A 19,234-nucleotide genomic window follows, 5' to 3' on the forward strand; every position below is an offset into this window, starting at 1 on the left:
GCTAAGAACCAGATCCCGTTACGATGCTATTTAGCCGATTCTTTACAATACCAGGCGCTTTTCTATACAAGTTAAGATGTCTCTAAAATCCTCTTGAAATTCGCGGCATATTACTGCTGCAATTTTATCCATAACTTTCTCGCGTGGCAGTCCAACGTGACTAGATATTTCATGAAATTCGTTGTGCTTTCCTGCCTGAAGGCCGTACTCCATCAAGTCTGAAACTTCTTCCTGATCTATAGATAGTGAAGCTCCGATTTTATCGGAAACTTGTTTCGCTTTCTGCAACATCCATACTTCAGGCCACGCTTCCCCGGGAAGATAGCAAACTCTATCAGAAAACCAAGTATCAAGATTGTTTAATGGCACTTCAAACATGCGTCTCGCGACGCCAAGATTATCTCTGATCTTTTCTGATTGATCACCATCGAATACTGCTAAATATTCCCGCTGATCCTCTCTAATTCGTGCCGCTGCAATTTGCCTTGAAATTGCAGCGGCTGATCCAACTATTAAAACTTCAACGCGTGCCCTTAAAGCACTAGAGAGAGCTTCGAGGACTAATGAGCGTGCAACATCGTCCTCTACCATTACATATAGTTCAGCTCTTGCTTCATCGCCCATTTTCCTAAAAGCAAACTCAGGCGAAATACCCTGTGTGACTTTAGTCTTGCCCGCAACGCTTTCCACGAAAAATCTTGCGTCGTCAGGTAAGCTCTCGAAAACGTTTCTTGAATGCGTAGTGCAGATAATCTGTGTAGAGGTTTCTTTGCAAACTTCCTTCAATTTACGCATAAACAATTTCTGAGCTCGGGAATGTAAGCCAAGCTCTATTTCGTCCAGTACAAAAAGTGCTCCCTCGCCCGCAGCGTATATGTTTGAGAAAATTTCAAATAAAGCATTCTCTCCGGCACCCATATTAAAGCCGGAGTAGGTAACTCCCGCGCAGCGTACTACAGGTAAACTATAACGTGAATGCTCCAAATAACGAAAGTCATCGTATTTCTTGCTAAGAATATATCCAACCGATTCAGCGACCTTGTCCTCCCACCCCTTTTTTGCAACATCTTTAAAAACCCTTGAGTATGACCTGGACTGACTTCTTTCGCTGTGAGGAACTATTCTTTCAATTCCAAGAAATAAGACATTTCTGTCAACTCTCTTATGATAATCATTCCATTTTCCGCCTTTCGCTTTTTTTCGGGACTGAGCGCCGATACCCTTGCCATCTGGCATTCGTTGAGTTTTTGCCCACTTGTCGTATGCTATGTTATATAGAATTTCAATTCCTTGAGGAGCAACCTCTTGGGCGTGCTGTATGAAAAAGTCAGAGAATGTATAATAATTGACTTTTCTCCTGGGAAGAGAAAAGCCTTTAGGGGAATTATGAAAAGCACAACATGCCATCGCTAATATTGTTGATTTTCCTGCGCCATTTACACCAGCAAAAGCAACTATCGGGTAGTCAAAGCTGAGGGACAGGTTATTTACTCCTCTAAGAGAGCCTTTATTAAGATGTATTCCTCGCAGTAATGCCTTCGATAAATCGTTTGAAAACCATGACCTCAAGTCTTTATCTATCTTGCTCTCTCTGTACTTCATATATCCCCCTGATTGTTCGAAATAAATTACAAAAAAAGACCCATTGGCGGCTTTTCAAATTCAAATCTGCTAACAGTCAAATTTCCAGTGGAATTGGTGTAAAACGGACAAAACGGAGTCAGATTTACTTACGAAGTTCCTCTGCACTTCGGGAACTGGACGCAGCCTAGGAAGTGCTCGCCGGTGCGCCGGTTCCTTCTCTGCACAAGCGCGCTGCCGCAGCGCGGGCAGCCGGGGGCGGGGATAGCCGCAGAGGCAGTGGACTCCGTGGCAGCAAAGACGGGTTCGACGCGTGCTGCTTGTGGTGCCGGTTGCGATGCGGCGTGTAGTTGCACCGTTCTAATCATTTCCAGCAGCCGCTCGCCACCAATCAACTCAATCGGTTTGCCCTCAGCAAATCGCTCTGCGTCCTTCGTGTAGCTGCCGATGCAAGCGATCTTCACTGCATGCGCCTGGTGATGGGCGAGCAGGCCGAACATTTCGCGCACGACGCTGACGCCGACCTGTTGGCGCTTCCATTGCTTGCATTGCACCAGCGTGCGGCGGCCGTCTTTGCGCAGGATCAGATCGATGCCGCCGTCTGCGCCGCCTAATCCGGTCTCTTCGACGCTGTAGCCCTGGCGACGAAACGCTTCGCCCACCAACTGTTCGAACTGGCGCCAGCCACCGGCTGCCAGACTCTCCAGGGTGGTGCGTGTTTCCAGAAAGCGTCGCCGCCGGCGTACGCCCAGATAGGAACACAGCGCGGCCAGCCAGCAGATGCCGAGCAGCATCCACGCCCATGGCGCGAACATTCCATTCGATTGCTGGGCTATCCCTTGCGACAGCATCCCGCCGTGCTGGGAGAACCACCAGCCGATGCCGTAGCGCACCCCAAGATACGCAACGATTCCCGCAATGAGTCCGAGCGGCCACGGCAACGCGGCCAATGTTTCAAACCCGCTCTGTTTCTTTCTGCGTCCCATGCAAGAACCCCCATCCCAGGTTCGAACATACCCGCTGAAACGCGCGTTGTCAGCAAGCTAAGGATCTGGTTGCGATCTGCAGCCCATCAGATGGCGGAGATGAGGGGCCTCAATGCAACAGGCTTACGCAAACGCCAATGCTTGAGTCCGCTCGCGCATCTCGCTGCTGGTTGCGTTGGTATCCGCGAGCCGGTCGGCGTTAACGGATGAGTGAGTCGCAAGCGTCACAGGCGTTCTGGAAACCGCTCATCGGTTCCCAGGTACGGAAGTCATGTTCGCCAACGAAGTGCGCATGCTTTTGCGCAGCGTGGGCCACCGCCCATCCCGTGCCCGAGACCTTCGTGGCCACAGCCGATCTGTGGAGAGGCGGCGGTGCACGGCGATGCGACTAGCGCTTGATGGCGCGACCGAGCGGGCTAGCCTGCCCGGTCACGCAATGCGCGTCCCCGCGCCAGTCGACGAGGACGCGCAGGTCGACTTACTTGATTTCCACCGCGCCCACGTCGCAAACGGCGGTGCTGCGGGCAACGCCACGCTGGTCGATGTTGCGGCAGGTGTTGCCGAGATTGCGCACCGGGCTGTTGGCCGCGGGCAACTGGGTGAGCGTGGGGCCGCCGTTGGAAGCCGGTGCAGCCAGCAGCGGATCGGTTGCGCGTGCGAGGCCGGAGGTGATGCAACTGTAGCGCAACCCGCCTGCCGCCGAGTATTCGATCAGGTTATTGCCGGTGCTGCTCTGGTCGCTGCAGAAGGTCCGCTCGGTCTTGGAGTACAGGATGCTGTTGCGGATATCGAAGCCGCTACCGAACAACGTAGACCCGGGGGTGTTCTCGGCGAAGGTCACATTGTTGAAGTGCACCGTGGTCTTGCCCTGGTCGCCATTGGACGGCTGCCAACCCACATGCTGGATTGCAGCGCCCACACCCTTTGCGTAGTTGCCGTAGAAGGTGCTGTTGCTGACGTTGCAGGACGGGCCGTAGCAGTCCATATACAAGGCGCCGGCGTTGCTCTTTTCGGCGCGGTTGGAAATGAAGCTGGTTTCTTCGACGTTGATGATGCCCGGCGTGGTGATGGTGGTGCCGGAGTGCGTGGTATCGCCGAAGCCAAGGCTGATGCGCGCGCCGCCGGCCGGGCCGCCGTAGGCGATGTTGTTGGCAAAGGTCGAATAGCGCACGTCGATGGTGTCGGGCGCATAGGCCCACAGCGTCGCGCCGCCGCCGCTGTTGGCTGCCGTGTTGTTGCTTACCACAGCGCCGCAGACCGAGAGCGTGGCGCCGCCGGCCGCCGCGTTGAGGTAGCCGGCGAGCGTGGCGCCGTCGGTGTCGATCGCACCGCTGTTGCCGAACTGGTCGGCATCCGGGAAGCCGGCCGGCGCATTGATGGCCTGGTTGCCGACGAACTCCGAGTTGACGATGGTCAGGCGGCTGAGCTGCGTGTAGAGGGCACCGCCCAACCACGAGGTGTTCTTGGAGAAGGAGCTTTTGACGATGGTCACGTCGGTATCGCTGCCGGCAAAGATGGCGCCACCACCGATGCTGCTGCGGTTGCCCACGAACTGGGTGTTGATCACTTCCAGCTTGCCGCGGTAGTTGACATTGATCGCGCCGCCACCCCAGGTGCCGGGCGCGTACTGGGTGTTGGATGTCGGCTGCACGGAACTGCCATTCTGCAGCGTGAGGTTGCGCACCGATAGCGCGTTGCCGTTGTGCACCTGGAAGATGCGCACGGCCTGGCGGCCGTCCAGGGTGATCTTGCCCTGGCCATCGATCACCGTCGGCGTGCTGGAGCTGACATTGATGGTCTGGTTGACGGCGATGCTGGTCGCACCCGTACCGCAATTGAAGGTGACATAGCCGCCTTGCGCTACCGCAGTGGCGAGTGCGCTGGCGGTACAACTGGCCGCGGTGCCGTTGCCGACGACCACACCGGCGTTGGAATGCACCCAGGGCTGAGGCGTGCCGCATTGCGCCACCGATGGCACGGCGGCGATGGCCGCACTGGTGGTGACGAGGGCAAGAAGTCCTGCCGTCACAGCGGTGACGTGAAGTGTTGAACGCATGGTGATGTTCCTGCTTGAGAAAGGGATCGGGGGAAAGGCGCGCTGTCAGCGCGCTAGGTCAACGGTCTCGATGACACATTTGCTACGAGCCGCGCTGCTGTTATCAGGGCGTTGCATGGTGCGCGATCGCACGCGTCGGTGTTCGAACGTAGCCTCCAGAACACCATGCGTCGATGTGGCGCCATCGCGCGAGCGCACATCGCTTCGTGCAGGCGGACCCTTGCGAGGGCAGCACACACGATGTTGCACTGCTGCATGCGATCACGACGCTGTGGGCAATGCGTCGCGGCATCGCGCGTTACCATGCAGACTTCTCGATTGTGTTGCGCTATTGGTGATACCTCACGCACCCCGCATGCACGATGGCACGCCGGCCAGCCGCTTCCAGTTGCCTGCCGGTCCGTGGGTCTCGGTCTTCGATGCACTGTGCGCGTGTTTTCCGGCGATCGCGGCCGAGCGTTGGCGCGACCGCTTTACACGCGGCCTGGTGCGTGACGCCAACGACCGCGCCTTGGCGCTATCGGCGCCCTATCGCGTGGGCGCGGAAATTCGCTATTTCCGCGAGGTCTGTAACGAGCCGGTCATTCCCTATGTCGAGACAGTGGTGCACGCCGACGCGGAACTGGTCGTCGCCTGCAAGCCGCACTTCCTGCCGGTCGCACCCGCCGGTGCGTACGTGCGCGAAACGCTGCTGACGCGACTGGTGCAGCGGCTGGAGAACTCCGCGCTGGTGCCATTGCACCGCATCGATCGCGAGACCGCGGGGCTGGTACTGTTCTCGGCGAACCCGGCCACGCGCGGTCTCTATCAGGCCTTGTTTCGCGAGCGGCGCATCCGCAAGCACTATCTCGCGGTCGCACCGCCACTCACAGGGCTGAGGTTTCCGTATGTGCACCGCAGCCGGCTGGAGCCGGGCGAGCCGTTCTTCCGCATGCGCGAGGCAATGGGCGAACCGAACAGCGAGACGGTGATCGAGGTGGTCGCACGCAACGCGGACAGCTGGACGTACCGGCTGGAGCCGGTCAGCGGGCGCAAGCACCAGTTGCGCGTGCATATGGCCGCGCTCGGCGCGCCGATCCTGCACGATCGTTTTTATCCCGACCTGGAAGCCCAGCGGCCCGATGACCCGGAACGCCCGCTGCAATTGTTCGCACACGCGCTGGCATTCGATGATCCGATTAGCGGGGAGCCGAGGGAGTTCACCGCGACTGTTGGGCCGATGCACATGAGAGCAGACTGACCGAAGGAGTGGGGCGTGCACCTTGATCCGATGCGCGATGGTGGCGAGGTATCTGCCGGAAAGTCGATTGCCCGCGTGGCATGGGCATTGTCGTGGCTTGCGCTGGCTGTCGCCGCCGCCGAATTTGTGCGCCACGTGTACGTGAAATATGCCGCACTGGACTCGCCAGCGTATGGCATTTCCTCACCCGCCGCGGTTGGCTGTGGTGCCATCTTGGCGGCGGTGCGCTGGGCATTGCGCTCGGCACGTTGCAGTTCGCCACGCAACGCTGGCGCAAACAGGTCTGGGTGCATCGCTGGGTTGGGCGTGCGTATTTCGCCGGCATGCTAGTGGCACTGTTTGGCGCCACTGCGTTGATCGTTACCTCGCCTGCGCCGATGGCGATCCGCGTGGCCTTCGCGGCGACGGAAGCGGCATGGCTCGTGGTGGCGGCCTTGGGCCTGGTGTCCATCCGTCGCGGACATCTCGGTCGGCATCGCCGCTGGATGATGCGGGCGTATCTGGTAACACTGGCGCCGGTCGTGTTTTGCATCGCGCTCTACGCGGCGGTTGTGGCCGGCATGGCGCCGTCGCCTGCCACAACTGCAACGCTGCTCTGGGCCAGCTGGCCGGTGCCGTTGCTGCTACACGCCGTTGCAAGCGGTAGTGCAGATGCCAGAGGCCAGGGCGCGCGTCTGGGTGCTGCCCCGGCCGGTACCGGCATCGCACGGGATGCCGGCTGAAACGGTTCCGGCGCACCGCGCCGGTGGGGCCTCAACGCACCTTGTACAACACCGCCGCGCCGGGCCGGGGCTCGAACATCGGCACGGTCTGCTGCTTGAGCGCGGTGCCCGTGGCGTCCCACACCAGCGTTTCGACCGGGTAGTCGTCCTTGCGGGTCATCGCGCCGATCTGTTGAACGATCACGGTCTTGGCGGCCGGCACTTCCGGGTTCCAGGCGAACACGCCCGGGCGGCCGTAGAACACCGCCGGCGCAGCAGCATCCAGACGGCGGTCGGGGCACATCACCAGGCCCCGTTCCAGCATCACGCGCAGCGCGCCCACGGGCACGGCCTTGACGGTGGGGCTGGTGCGCTCGGTGCTATGGCCGGGGCAGACATTGGCCGAGCGGGTAATCATGTCTTCGGCGACTTGCCGGTCGGATTGGGCCAGCGCCGGCACGGCGGTGGTGGACAGGGCAAGCAGGGCAACAGCGGACGTCCAGTTCATCGGCGACTCCTCATGAGATGGCACTCCAGAAACGGCGGCCCGGGTCCCCCGGCGCCGCCAGCAACGCGCCCAGATGCTAGCAAGCCGTTTGTTAAAGGCTGCCGATGGCAATACCGGCTGACTGACGCAGCGGCTGTCGGGAGACTCCTGATTGAGCGCGGTCAGCCACACCGTTAGCGTGCGCGCTGGACACTGCCGGACTGCACCGTGGAACGCGCCGACCTGATTGATTCACTGCTCATTGGCATGCGCCGGGCCGAAGCCCTGCGTGCGCAACCGTCCAGCTACAGCACTGCGCATAGCGCGCAGATGGCTGTCGATCATGGCAAGGCCGCCGACGCCGAGCTGGTGCTGTCGCTGTTCAACTTCAGTCCCGAGCATCTCAAGTTGCTGGGCAGTGCCGGAATCGAGGCGCTGGGCGAGATCGTCTGCCACGCCTGGGCGCTGCACGGCGGCAATAACGATGCGCTGATCCGCTGGTTTCGCGAACCGATGACCGCGCTGGACGGCCAGACCCCCGCCGCGTCGGTCCGTGTCGGCAGCCTCAAGGTGTTGCTGCTGGTGTTGCGCCAGCAGGTGGCGTGGGAGCTGCCCACGCGCTCGGCGTGAGCCGCTGACAAAACGATTGCGTTCACGCCTGGCGGGCGTGGTCGGTGCTCGGTGCAGGCTCACAGACCGGTGATAGGCGCGTCGTCCATAGCCACCTGACGATTGCTCGCTACGTGTTGTTAGCCGCTCTCAGTGGCGAGGCGATGATGTGCGCGTTGCGTAGTGCCATGCATCTTGCGCGTCTTGCACAGCACGTTGGGCACTGGATTGCAGCAGGCAGTGCGATGCGCCGGGGAGTTGCTGTATGCAGCAGCCTTGCACGATGGCGCTGCTGCGCCTGCGGTGTTGCACCGCAGGCGCCGACGATCGAGTGCATCGGCCCCACGAAACAGCTGCGCGCACCGCCGCGGCGCCACTCGGCGGTGCGAAGGCGTACTTACTGCTTCGGTCGTGCCACTGCGTACATTTCCGCGGCGATCTTCTTCATCAGGGCGTTGCCGTCGTCGCCTTCCTTGTACAGGTCGAAGTGGCTACGGCCTTCCAGATAGCGGAAGTCGCTCTTGGCGCCCAGGCCGTCCAGCACCGCCTGGAATTTACGTGCTGCGCCATCCAGGTAGAACGTGTCGGCGGTGCCCACGATCAGGTGGATCTTGCCGTCCAGATCGGGTTTGAGCGTAGGCCACTGCGCGGCCACGCGCGCAGAAATGTCGTAGTGGGTGCGCCAGTAGGCCACCACGGCCGGGTCGACCTTGCCGGTGTCGCGGTCGAACATCGGCACCGGCCGGCCGTCGGCGCCACGCGGGGAAAACACCCACTCGAAGGACGTGAGCTGGCCGCCGTACGGGCCGAGCACGCGTTCCAACTTGGCGAAGGTTTCCAGCTCGGCCACCACCTTGACCCCATCGCGGACCAGCGGGAACTGGCTACCGTCCGGGCGCCGGTAGACGTTGGTATTGGGCGCATACAAGTCCGGGCCGGTGAAGTCGTGGAAATCGCTGGAATCGGGCGAAGTGGACCAGGTGCCGCCGAACAGCCTGGGGTAGCGCGTCTGCAACCACAGCGTGGCCCAGCCGCCGGACGAGTGCCCGGTCAGGAACCGGCCGCTGGCCTTGCCATCCATCCTGTACTGCTTCTCCAGTGCCGGGATCAGCTCCTCGGTGAGCGCGGTGCCCCACGGGCCGTTGTTGACCGAGTCGGCGAACTCGTGGGTGCCGGTGGGCGTGGCCTGATCCAGGAACACCCAGATCATCGGCGGGATCTGCTTGGCCGCCATCAGGCTCCAGGTGGACGCAATGCTGCCGGCGAAGCGGTTGTAGTTGCCGCCGAAGCCGTGGGTGACATAGACGGTGGGGTAGCGCGTGCGCGCCTTGGCGTCATAGCCGGGTGGGGTGAGTACGCGTGCGCGCAGCGAGACCGGCCGGCCCCAGAACGCGCTCAGCGACGGGCTCACCATCGAGGCATCGCTGGTGTGCAGTTTGGCGTCTGGCACCGCATCGCGCACCGCCTGCGGCGCGCGGGGCGACACCTGCCACGGGTCGTTCGAGACAGGCAGCTGCGTGCTGAGCGTCAGTGCCGGGAGCGCCGCGCCTTTGCCCAGGGTGACCGGCGTCACCGCGCTCAGCAGGTCGCCGCCATCGCGGCCGCTGTAGCCGTAGCTGTGGTCCGGGTCCAGCACGGCCTGGAACAGATAGGCGCCCGCCGGCAGCGCGGAAAACCCGCTGGGGTAGGCGATATTGTCCAGATCGATCTGCACGCTGGCCCCCGGCGCAAGCACGGCGACCTCCTGCGCGGCCACCGCGGTGGCGGTGGGATGGAACGGGTTGGTATCCACCTTCTCCACCTTGCCGTCCTTGGCCTGCGTCTGCGCGTCCTTGGCCAGGGTGGCGAACACCAGCAGGCGCCCGGAGGCGGGCTGGTCGGTGGCGCCGCCCAGGGTGACGCGCAGCAAACGATGCGCGGCCACCGGCGCGGCCGCATGTGCGGCGCAGGCGCACAGCAGGCCAACGGCCAGACTCATGCGAGGGGCGAGAGGGTGCAGGGACATGCGGATCCTTTGGAACGTAGCCGGATGGGGCAGGCGCACACGGCCTAGCGCAGACTGTAACTACTTTCGGGTGCCTTTGGACCTCAAGTGAGAGGAAATTCTACCCATCCGACTTGAGGTACCTAAGGATGCCTTGCTTGTCTAATTCCTCGACTGCAGCTTTGACAAGCTAGCACCGATTCCATCATTTCTTACTTGCCGGTTACTAGTCTCTTTGTGGTCATAAAGAGACTTCTGATAAAGTTGCGAGCAATATCTTCTAAAAAAATTAAAGCGCTTCTATGATTGTTTATCACTATACTAATGCAAGTACATTGCCGCTCATATTAAAAAATAAAACGCTGCGCTTCACTCGTGCTGATTGTTTAGACGATGCGGCTGAGGTGCCATTTGCTAGCAAACACATAGACGCTCGATTTTTCTATGTAAGTTCTTGGTCATTAAAGAGTAAAGAGCACTCGGGTCTATGGCATCGTTACGGTGATATGAGTCGAGGTGTTCGGATTGGGTTTTCAAAGTCCCCATTTGTGTGGTCAACAATAACGGAATGGTTTGGAACAAAATCTTTCACGCATCCAAACGGGAGCATGAGATCTGTGCCGCAGAGCTATGGATTCATGATCCATGCTGTAGAAGCGCCATTTGAGGTAAAAACACTGTTTGGAAATGGGCACATACTTGTTCCGGATCCGTCTGCGAATGCCGAGAAATTCGGAGGGGAAATTTCTTACGTGGATGATCCAGAAGCAGAAGCTTCTAAATTTTCTCGCGGCGATCCAACTTCAACAACATTATTTGGACGTGCCTCTGATATTGCGCGTATCAAATCCAGAGAATGGGAAGATCAAGAGGAGTACCGATACGTATTAATGGCGTTCGAAGGGCCAAAGTTAATTTTTGCCAAAGATCCTTCAAAATATAGAGATGCGGTGCTCAAGATGATGCAGGAGAGAGGGGCTGGACATTCAAATCCACCAGAATCTCTTTACATTGACATTCCAATCTCTGATAAGGCTATTGAGGAAATGGAAATTATACTTGGCCCAAAAATATCAGCCGCAGACAAAGACGCTGTGCGTGAAGCTTTAAATGCTTTTGCCCCGGCCGCACACGTAAAAGAGAGTGCAATAAAAATTCGATGACGCGAGTTCCGTTGTAAGTCAGGATGATGATTTAGATAAAGTTAAATATTTAAGAGGAGTGCTCGAATGGATCCGAATTTTGCCAAGGTTGCCAGGGCAATCATGAATAATTTATGGTCACGCCCTAAAAATCTGACCCATAATCCATCCTAAATCGACTCACCTTGCTTGCGGGTCTCCGTCATTTTGATAGCGTTGCGCGTGTTGACGATGTCTTTCAATTTCTGGAAGGGCCTAGTGGCCGCCCACCTCCATTTCGGGGTTAGGCGTTGTTGCTACCACTGCGGCGGCCTTTGCTGATAACGGTCAAACATCTAATTCAAGCTATGTGATCAGCCGTGTTCGCGTCCAAACTCCACACTGCATCACGCAACGACGTCGTTGAGACGATTTGCCGGGTTTGCGAGGTATGTGTCTTCAACGATGAGTACACCAAGCAGCGTGGCCGGCTAGGTGGCGGAGGTGTGGCGTTGCCCACACACACGCATGTCGTCATCGGACGCAATCGATCATCTGCCGCGTGGCGTTATGCACAGGTGCCGTTGCGACTGTCCATCCAAGGCGCAAGCGGCAGCAGGCGAACAGCCGCTGTCGGAACCTTGCATCACACACTAAGGAGTGATCGAAATGACACAGAAAACCAACTCTCGCGGTGCCATTGTGGCAGGCGGCCTCTCACTCGTCGTGGCCGCGTTGTGTATGGAGGCTGCCATTGCAGCACCGGTCACCGGGAAGGAAACGGTCACGCTGAGCCATGTTTTCGCCACGCTGCAAACCGGCCAGGAAGACAAGAAGCCCGAAGACATTGCGGCGTGTCGCAAGCAGGTCGCGGCAGCTAGTTCCAAATATCTGGGAATGGTGGTCACCACCAAGTATTCCATCGACGCGCAGTCCCTGATCATGAGCGCCTCTTCGTCGCTTCCCTCACCTGTCGCGACACAGCCGCTAATGCTGACGGTGCCGCTATCCCCGTTGGGCTTGTCTGGCGAGTATGCCTTCGGCGCATTTCGACCGAGCGCCTTGCCTAACACCTATGTGCTGTTTTCGATCGGGCTGAATTTCAAGGGCCCCACGTCGTCGGTGCTCGTCCTCAACAGCGACAAACCCTATAACTGTCTGGTCACCAGCAATCCGGCGCCGTTCAATGGAACACTGGGCACGCAGTTGGGCAAAGACCAAGGGCGCTGATCCCTGCGAGATGCTTATTGCTGCCGAACGCGCTGATTAAATAGCCGGCGCGTTCGGTTGCAGTGTGCTCGCGATGCGCAACGTGACCGCGATTTCGGTGGTGGTTTCCGGACAACAGCGGGATTGCCTGCCGACCTGTGTGACAGACACAGGTCCATGCATTACCGATACGGCCCCGGCCCGCGCCACACCGGTTCGCCCTGGCGGTAGACCTCCATCATGTTGATGACCTCGCGGGCATCGCCGATGTTCTTCAATTCCGGCGAGTCCGGCGGCAGCAGGCGGCATTTGCTGGAACCGCGTTTGAGCGCGACATCCAGCGGGCAGACCATGCGTTGCTGGGTGCCGGGCAGGATGATGGCGATTTCCTGCATGCCCTGTTCCTTCCAAGCGCGCAGCTGGGTTTCGCTGCGCACGTCGTAATAGACCTGGAAGCCGCCGATATCCAGGCTGGGCTGAGCGTTGTTGCGGTCGTTGCGGCGGCCCTGGCTGATGGTGGGCGTGTTGGCCATGCCTTCTTCGGCGCCGTCGGCGGGCTCTTCGAGCATGCCCGGCGGGCGACCGGTCCAGGTGTCGGAGCGGCGCTGCGGTGGCGACGACGGTTCGGCCGGTGGCTGCGGCGGGGTGGGGCGCTGCACCGGTTGGGTACGGCGCTGCTCGGTCAAGCTGCCGCGGCGGGTGTTGCCCTGCGGCGGCACCGGGTTCCTGGCGTTCTGGACCAGTGTGGATTGCAGCGGCGAGGCGGCCGGTGGCGGCTGCACCGGCGCGGGGGTCTGCGAGGGCGGTGTGGGCGTCGGGGAGGGCGTGGGTTGCTGCGGCTGATCGGTGTCGCCGACGAAATCCACCTTGATACGTCCACCGCTGGCCGAGCCCTGCGGCGGAGTCATGGTGGGGGTGGAGGCCGACAGCAGGATCAGCAACATCAGCACGTGCAGCAACGCGCTGATCAGCGCGGCAATCCACGGTTCGATGCGTTCGATCAGCGGTTCGCTGCGGGGCAGCCAGTCGCTGGGGGCCAGATGCACGTGCAGCACCTGCAGGGCATCGTCGCGTACGCGATAGACCAACACGTACGGGGTTTGCTTGACCACCCACTCGCGGGTGCCGGCCACGCGGCCAGCGTGACCACGGCCGGGTTGCTCGGCCAGGGTGCGGGTGGCTTCCAGCACCTGCCGTGCCATCGCCGCGGCAATGGTCGGGTTGAGTGCGTGGTAGTGATCCTGGGCGTGTGCAAGCTGCGTGGCGGCCGGGACGGTCCAGTCACGCCGTAACATCAACGCCCCATCTGGCGAACAGTGCGCTCACCTGTGCCGGCGCCGTCACCGCGCCCTGATCTGCAGCGGCAATGCCGTCCTGCACCGCGGCCTGGAAGCTGGCATCGGCCACGACGCGGACCACGTCGGCCCATTCGGCCGTCTCGGGCAGCGTGTCGATCAGCGTATGGGCGTGGTGCTTGATGGCGGACATGGCACTGCGGTGGGGGGAGCACTGCGCGCAAGTCTACCCGCGCAGCTCCTGTTCGCGTGTGGCAGCCGCTGGCGTGCGCTTGCGGCGTTCACCGGCCAGGCGGACAGCGCATCCGCGGCAGCCGCCGCGGTGGCACATCGCCATGCTGCATGGTCGGTTGCCGGGCGACCGGCGGCCCCGCTGCCGCCTGCAGAAAGTGACGCTTGGCATCTTGTTCGGGCCGATGGCTGGTTTCATTCTGCGTCTGTCGCTTCACCTCATCCGCAAAGGACTCGCCATGCCCGCCGCTGCCATCGCACCCCTGACACCGTATCTCTCCATGGCCGCCATCGGCTACCTCTACTACCGGCGCATCCGGCGCAGTTTCGGCCGGCAGCAGTGGAAGCCGGCAAGCACGGCGGTGCGCGGGGTGGTGCTACTGATCGCGGTGGCAGCACTGACGTTCGCGGTGTACGGGTTGCCGCAGGTGCGGCTCGGCATGGCCGCAGGCACGCTGGTCGGCATCGGCTTGGGCGCGCTGTCGCTGCGCCATACGCATGCCGAATGGGTGGATGGCCATGGGTGGTACACGCCCAATCCGTGGATCGGCGGCGGCTTGACGCTGGTGTTGCTGGGACGCCTGGCCTGGCGCTGGGCCGATGGCGCGTTCAATGCGGGTGCGGCGGCGGCCGGTTCGCAGGCCAGCCCGCTGACCCTGGGGATTGCCGCAGCACTGGTGCTGTATTCGCTGGTGCACCTGGGCGGGCTATGGTGGCGTCTGCGCCAGTTGCGCCTGCAGCAGGCCTAACTCACGCAGCGCACCTCGATGCGCCTTTGCTTAGACCTGGGAGCGAAACGGACGCACCAACTTCTCGCCCAGCTTCTGCCGCAGCGGCCGTGCGTGCCAACGTTCCAGCGTGTAGCGCTCGGCCTGCTGCAGGTCGCGCTCGAAGGCCTCGGTCATCTGTGCGGCCAGCGCGCGGTCGTAGACATTCAAGCTGGCCTCGTCGTTGAGGCGGAACGAGCGGATGTCGAAGTTGGTCGATCCCACCGAGACCAATAGGCCATCGATGATCAGCAACTTGGTATGCAGCATGGTGGGCAGGTATTCGTGGATGTCGATGCCGGCCTGCAGCAGCGGCTCCCAGCTGGCCTTGGACGCCAGCCGCACCGAGATCGCATCGATATGCTTGCCAGGCAGCAGCACGCGAATCTTGACGCCGCGGCTGCGGGCTTCCAGCAGCGAACGGGTGATCAACGCATCGGGAACGAAATACGCCGCAGCCAGGTCGATCGAGGTACGCGCGGCAGCGATGGCGATCAGATACATCAGATGCATGCTTTCGCTGCCGCCCGAGGGCGAGGCCACAAATAGCTGCGCGTCGCTGTCGCCTGCCGGTGCCAACTCGGGGTAATACTCGGCGCCGTTGAGCACCCGGCCGGTGGTCTTGATCCAGTTGTCGTTGAAGGCGGTTTGCACCTGCGCCACCACCGGGCCTTCGATGCGGTAATGCGAATCGCGCCAGTGCTCCGGGTCCTGCGCATCGCCCATCCACTGGTCGGCCACGCCCACGCCGCCGGTGAAGCCGATACGGCCATCGATCACCAGCAGCTTGCGGTGGGTACGGTTGTTGACGCGGTGCAGGTTGTACCAGATCAGTGGACGGTAGCGATGCACTTCCACGCCGGCCTCGGTCATGGCCTCCACCAGCGCCGGGTCCATCTTCAGGCTGCCGCCCCAATCGATGGTGACGCGTACCTTGACCCCGGCACGTGCGCGCTCGGACAGCGCCTCACTGACCTCGCGACCGATCTCGCCGGACCAGTAGATATAGGTTTCGAAGCTGATGGTGCGCTGCGCGCCACGGATGGCCGCCAGCATGGCCGGAAAGATCTCGCGGCCGTTATGCAGCACCTCGATCTTGTTGCCGGGCAAAATGGCCGGGCCGAGCAGCACCGACATCTCGCGCTTGAACTGCGGGTCCGAGACGTCGTAACAGTGGCTCGGGATGTGCTCGAGCTTTTTTTCGGGCGTGGCGAAGTTGAGCGCCAACAGGCCGATCGCCAACGTGATGACGATCGTGCCGACGATGATCCAAAGCATGCATCCAGCTCCTGTTTCCCTGCCATTCGCGGCCCCGAGCGGCCAGGATTCTGGCAAGGGCGGCGGCATGGGGGGCGTGAAAGGTGGGCAGCTTACCGGGCCTGCCGCGCGTTGCTCTGGCGGTCGCCGGCTTGTCCCGCCCGCTGGCTCAACGCGGGCGAATCAAGAACGTTGCCGGCACATGCGCGGTGAGCCACACGCCGTTATCGGCCTGGAAAAACCGCATCCCATCGCGGTGCATGCGGCCGGCCTCTACCTGCAAGACGACCGGCACGCCGTCGCGCTGCCCGACCGATGCGGCCGTGTGCACGTTGTTGGACAGATGCACGTGGTGGCGTTGGCCGGGGCGCAGTCCTTCGGCCATGATCGCGTCGAGAAACCATGTGGCAGTGCCGTGATACAGCACCTCCAGGTTCTGGACATGGGAGTCGCCTTTGCGTTGGGAAGAGAAACCACCTTAGGCGTGGGGAATTGATGGGTCTATGCCATAGAATTCGAATGAGTTGATGTGGAATGGCCACCAATGTCCAAGCCCACGTTCAATGACCTGGCTGCGTTCACCAGCGTGGCCGTGCATCGCAGTTTTCGGCACGCGGCCACCGAGATGGGGTTGGCGCCGTCCTCGCTCAGCCATCTGATCAGCGCGCTGGAACGCAACCTCGGCGTGCGCCTGCTGCATCGAACCACGCGCTGCGTCTCGCTGACCGAAGCGGGCGAGCGCTTGTACGCAAAGCTGGTACCGGCGCTGCAGGACGTCGAGCAGGCGTTGAGCGAACTGGATGCCTTCCGTAGCGGGCCGACCGGCACGGTGCGCATCAACGCGCCCGAAATGGTGGTGCGGCTGTTGCTGCAGCAGGTGGTGCCGGACGTGCTGGCACGCTATCCGGCGCTGTCGGTGGACCTGGTGAGCGAAGGGCGGCTGGTGGATATCGTGGCGGCCGGTTTCGATGCCGGCATTCGCCTGGCCGAGTCGGTGCCGCAGGACATGATCGCGGTGCCCTTCGCAGGCCAGACGCGGTTCATCGCCATCGCTGCGCCTGCGTATTTGCAGCGTGCTGGCTGCCCCAAGGCGCCGGACGATCTGCATCGTCATGCGTGCATCCGTCATCGCATGCCCAGCGGAAAGCTGTATCGCTGGGAGTTCGAGCGGCGTGGCCAGGAGCTGGTGATCGACGTGCCGGGACGGCTGACGCTGGACCAGATTCTGACGATGAGCGAAGCCGCTGAAGCCGGTCTTGGCATCGCCTATGTGCCGGAGTACGCGGCGAGTGACGCATTGGCGCGCGGTGCGGTGGTGCGCGTGCTGGAGGAGTGGTGCCCGGATGTGCCGGGATTGGCGCTGTATTACCCGGGACACCGACAGATTTCTCCGGGCCTGCGCGCGTTTATCGAGACGCTCAGGCAGGTGCTGCCTTAGGCAGCGCAACGTATCGAATGCGGGCGCGAGCATGCCTTTCGGCAGACGGTGCGGATGCAGAGCGGACGCAGCGAGCCAGGTGCGCGCGCCGTCGTGTTGTCCGCTGCCTTGCCTGGCAGCATTCGCTGCTATCGTCCGCCGCATGAGCAAGCCTGCTGCCACCATCCGTTGCAAGGCGACGCTGCTGCAACCGGCAGCGCCTGCCGGGGCATCTGGGCGGTTCCTGCTGCTGCCTGCTGCCGCAAGCAAGAAGCTCCCGACGCGCAGCATGGTCGCCGTTGCAGGCATCTTCGCCGGGCATCCAGCGCAGGCGACCTTGCAGCCCGACGGGCAGGGTGGGCATTGGCGCAAGGTGGAGCGCGCGCTGCAGCGCGCGTCCGGGGTTGCTGCTGGCGAGACGGTGACGCTGGCGATTGCGCCTGTCGAAGAAGAGCCCGAGCCGCAGGTGCCGGAAGATCTCCACGCCGCGCTGGCCGACCACCCGAACGCGTGCGACCTGGGACGACATCACCGCAGTGGCGCGGCGCGACTGGATCTTCCGGATCCTGTCGGGGAAAAAGCGCAGACGCGGGTCAAGCGGATGGCGACCACCTGCGACATGCTCGCCTCCGGCAAGCGGCGTGCGTGCTGTTTCGATCGGTCGGGCATGTACGGCAAATCGCTTGCTGCGCCGACGCCGAAAGCGGGCTGAAGCGCGAACAGTGAGCTCAGTGGGCGTCGCTGTGGAGCAACACAAGCAGCCGCTCCGGGTGTCTGCCACCTGACCACACACCGGACGGACTAGCCGCTTGCACGGCGCCTGCCTATGCGCCGAAATGCTTACATGCGTCACACAAGCGCGCACCTATACTCCGGGGCTGCCCCACCGAGAGGTTCTGACCGCATGAGCGCACCCCCATCGTCTCCGATCGCCACCGGGTCTGGCCCAGCTGCCGGTAGCCTTCGCCGCTCGGTGTCCAACACGCTCAAGGGCTCGGCCGGCAACCTGGTCGAGTGGTACGACGTCTACGTCTACTCGGTGTTCGCCACGTACTTCGAGTCGCAGTTCTTTTCCAAGGAAGACAAGAACGCCACGATGTTCGTGTGGGCGATCTTTGCGATGACGTTTTTGATGCGGCCGATCGGTGCGTGGTATTTCGGCCGTTTCGCCGACCGCTACGGCCGGCGCCTGGCGTTGACGATCTCGGTGTCGATGATGGCGCTGTGCTCGTTCGTCATTGCGATCACGCCGACCGTGGCGACGATCGGCATCGCGGCGCCGATCATTTTGTTGATGGCGCGCCTGCTGCAGGGATTTGCCACCGGTGGCGAATACGGCACCAGCGCCACGTACATGTCGGAGGCGGCGATTCCGGGCCGGCGTGGGTTCTTGTCCTCGTTCCATTACGTCACCCTGGTGGGTGGGCATGTGCTGGCGCAGACCACCTTGCTGGTGATGCTGCAGTTCTTCGATGCATCGCAGGTGTCCGAATGGGGCTGGCGCGTGGCGTTCGGTCTGGGCGGCATTGGCGCGTTGGTGGTGTTCTGGCTGCGTCGTACGATGGACGAGTCGCTGAGCTCCGAATCCATCGCCGACTCGCGCACGGGCAAGGCCAAGGCCTCCGGCTCGATGCGCGAATTGTTCGTCAACCAGTGGCGCCCGTTGCTGCTGTGCTTCCTGATTACCGCCGGCGGCACGATTGCGTTCTACACCTATTCGGTCACCGGGCCGAAGATGATCCAGACCGCGTTCGCCGGTGGCGACGTGATGGCCGGCACCATCATCAACCTGGTTGCGCTGACCGTGTTGATGCTGATGCAGCCCGTCGGTGGGTGGTTGTCGGACATCGTCGGGCGCAAGACCTTGCTGGTGTTCTTCGGCATCGGCGGCGTGCTCTACACCTGGTTCCTGGTGATGGAACTGCCCAAGCAGACCGACTGGCTGACCGCGTTCGCGATCCTCACCGTAGGCTTTGTGATCCTGACCGGCTACACCTCGATCAATGCGGTGGTGAAGGCGGAATTGTTTCCCACCCATGTGCGCGCGCTGGGCGTTGGTCTTGGCTATGCGTTGGCGAATTCGGCGTTCGGCGGCACCGCGCCGTTGCTGTATCAGGCCTCGTTGAAGACCGGCCACGTGACCGAGTTCGTGATCTATGCGACCGCAGTGATTGCCGTGTCGTTGGTGGTCTACATGTTCTTCCTGACCAACAAGGGCAGCAATTGGCTGGACGACGAGGCGGCGATGCATCAGCGCAAGCGGTGAGCTGTTGCGCGTGGGCTGAGCCATTGC

Annotated in this window: 15 protein-coding genes and 3 pseudogenes; 9 read left to right on the forward strand and 9 right to left on the reverse strand. The window is 61.7% G+C overall.

Going from position 1 to position 19,234, the window contains the following annotated elements:
* Window positions 1-42: 42 nt before the first annotated feature.
* The 3 genes from XBLMG947_RS21920 to XBLMG947_RS17830 all read right to left on the reverse strand — a co-directional run bounded on the left by XBLMG947_RS21920 (window position 43) and on the right by XBLMG947_RS17830 (window position 4,596).
* A complete protein-coding gene (locus XBLMG947_RS21920) occupies window positions 43-1,602 on the reverse strand; it encodes an ATP-dependent nuclease (protein ID WP_083993224.1) in 1,560 nt (519 codons plus the stop codon).
* 128 nt (window positions 1,603-1,730) lie between these two features.
* Window positions 1,731-2,567, reverse strand: a complete 837-nt coding sequence (locus XBLMG947_RS17825) for a restriction endonuclease (RefSeq protein ID WP_065469936.1) — start codon at window positions 2,565-2,567, stop codon at window positions 1,731-1,733.
* A gap of 478 nt (window positions 2,568-3,045) precedes the next feature.
* Window positions 3,046-4,596, reverse strand: a complete 1,551-nt coding sequence (locus XBLMG947_RS17830; protein ID WP_181093306.1) for a choice-of-anchor Q domain-containing protein — start codon at window positions 4,594-4,596, stop codon at window positions 3,046-3,048.
* A gap of 364 nt (window positions 4,597-4,960) precedes the next feature.
* Between XBLMG947_RS17830 and XBLMG947_RS17835 the strand changes: the two genes are divergently transcribed.
* Both XBLMG947_RS17835 and XBLMG947_RS17840 read left to right on the forward strand, forming a co-directional pair.
* Window positions 4,961-5,863, forward strand: coding sequence for a pseudouridine synthase (locus XBLMG947_RS17835; RefSeq protein ID WP_065469965.1), 903 nt, complete (start codon window positions 4,961-4,963; stop codon window positions 5,861-5,863).
* Window positions 5,864-5,893: 30 nt separating this feature from the next.
* Window positions 5,894-6,568, forward strand: a pseudogene (locus XBLMG947_RS17840) (DUF2306 domain-containing protein); the annotation flags it as partial.
* Between the two features lie 48 nt (window positions 6,569-6,616).
* Here the strand turns inward: XBLMG947_RS17840 and XBLMG947_RS17845 are convergent.
* Window positions 6,617-7,048, reverse strand: a complete 432-nt coding sequence (locus tag XBLMG947_RS17845) for a hypothetical protein (RefSeq protein ID WP_181093309.1) — start codon at window positions 7,046-7,048, stop codon at window positions 6,617-6,619.
* A gap of 231 nt (window positions 7,049-7,279) precedes the next feature.
* On the opposite strand from XBLMG947_RS17845, the gene XBLMG947_RS17850 reads away from it, so the two are divergent.
* On the forward strand, window positions 7,280-7,681 hold the full coding sequence (locus tag XBLMG947_RS17850) for an antitoxin Xre/MbcA/ParS toxin-binding domain-containing protein (protein ID WP_065469939.1): 402 nt from the start codon (window positions 7,280-7,282) through the stop codon (window positions 7,679-7,681).
* Between the two features lie 376 nt (window positions 7,682-8,057).
* On the opposite strand, the gene XBLMG947_RS17860 is transcribed toward XBLMG947_RS17850, so the two are convergent.
* Complete coding sequence (locus tag XBLMG947_RS17860) at window positions 8,058-9,665, reverse strand: alpha/beta hydrolase (protein ID WP_065469941.1); 1,608 nt, start codon at window positions 9,663-9,665, stop codon at window positions 8,058-8,060.
* 281 nt (window positions 9,666-9,946) lie between these two features.
* Here XBLMG947_RS17860 and XBLMG947_RS21925 point away from each other — a divergent pair, with 281 nt between their 5' ends.
* Window positions 9,947-10,807: a DUF2971 domain-containing protein gene (locus XBLMG947_RS21925; protein WP_083993226.1), complete on the forward strand. Its 861-nt coding sequence runs from the start codon at window positions 9,947-9,949 to the stop codon at window positions 10,805-10,807.
* 627 nt (window positions 10,808-11,434) lie between these two features.
* Window positions 11,435-11,995, forward strand: a complete 561-nt coding sequence (locus XBLMG947_RS17870) for a hypothetical protein (RefSeq protein WP_245228251.1) — start codon at window positions 11,435-11,437, stop codon at window positions 11,993-11,995.
* Between the two features lie 161 nt (window positions 11,996-12,156).
* Here XBLMG947_RS17870 and XBLMG947_RS17875 read toward each other — a convergent pair whose 3' ends face one another.
* Window positions 12,157-13,269, reverse strand: coding sequence for a type II toxin-antitoxin system RelE/ParE family toxin (locus XBLMG947_RS17875; protein ID WP_065469943.1), 1,113 nt, complete (start codon window positions 13,267-13,269; stop codon window positions 12,157-12,159).
* Complete coding sequence (locus XBLMG947_RS17880) at window positions 13,256-13,462, reverse strand: hypothetical protein (protein WP_065469944.1); 207 nt, start codon at window positions 13,460-13,462, stop codon at window positions 13,256-13,258. The genes XBLMG947_RS17875 and XBLMG947_RS17880 overlap by 14 nt, the downstream gene beginning before the upstream one ends.
* Before the next feature lie 277 nt (window positions 13,463-13,739).
* Between XBLMG947_RS17880 and XBLMG947_RS17885 the strand changes: the two genes are divergently transcribed.
* The gene (locus tag XBLMG947_RS17885; protein WP_065469967.1) at window positions 13,740-14,249 is read left to right on the forward strand and encodes a CcdC protein domain-containing protein; all 510 of its coding nucleotides are present in this window, start codon (window positions 13,740-13,742) and stop codon (window positions 14,247-14,249) included.
* A 30-nt stretch (window positions 14,250-14,279) separates the two neighbouring features.
* Here XBLMG947_RS17885 and XBLMG947_RS17890 read toward each other — a convergent pair whose 3' ends face one another.
* Together XBLMG947_RS17890 and XBLMG947_RS17895 are read right to left on the reverse strand one after the other, a co-directional pair.
* Complete coding sequence (locus tag XBLMG947_RS17890) at window positions 14,280-15,545, reverse strand: phospholipase D-like domain-containing protein (RefSeq protein ID WP_065469945.1); 1,266 nt, start codon at window positions 15,543-15,545, stop codon at window positions 14,280-14,282.
* Between the two features lie 148 nt (window positions 15,546-15,693).
* Window positions 15,694-15,951, reverse strand: a pseudogene (locus tag XBLMG947_RS17895) (RNA 2'-phosphotransferase); the annotation flags it as partial.
* Between the two features lie 117 nt (window positions 15,952-16,068).
* Between XBLMG947_RS17895 and XBLMG947_RS17900 the strand changes: the two are divergent.
* From XBLMG947_RS17900 to XBLMG947_RS17910, 3 genes and pseudogenes are all read left to right on the forward strand, one after another.
* Complete coding sequence (locus XBLMG947_RS17900; protein ID WP_065469946.1) at window positions 16,069-16,962, forward strand: LysR family transcriptional regulator; 894 nt, start codon at window positions 16,069-16,071, stop codon at window positions 16,960-16,962.
* A 142-nt stretch (window positions 16,963-17,104) separates the two neighbouring features.
* Window positions 17,105-17,653: pseudogene (locus tag XBLMG947_RS17905) on the forward strand (YdeI/OmpD-associated family protein).
* Between the two features lie 192 nt (window positions 17,654-17,845).
* Window positions 17,846-19,207, forward strand: coding sequence for an MFS transporter (locus XBLMG947_RS17910; protein ID WP_065469947.1), 1,362 nt, complete (start codon window positions 17,846-17,848; stop codon window positions 19,205-19,207).
* Window positions 19,208-19,234: the final 27 nt, after the last annotated feature.

Origin of the sequence: Xanthomonas bromi, assembly GCF_900092025.1 — a bacterium.
Taxonomy (GTDB): domain Bacteria; phylum Pseudomonadota; class Gammaproteobacteria; order Xanthomonadales; family Xanthomonadaceae; genus Xanthomonas; species Xanthomonas bromi.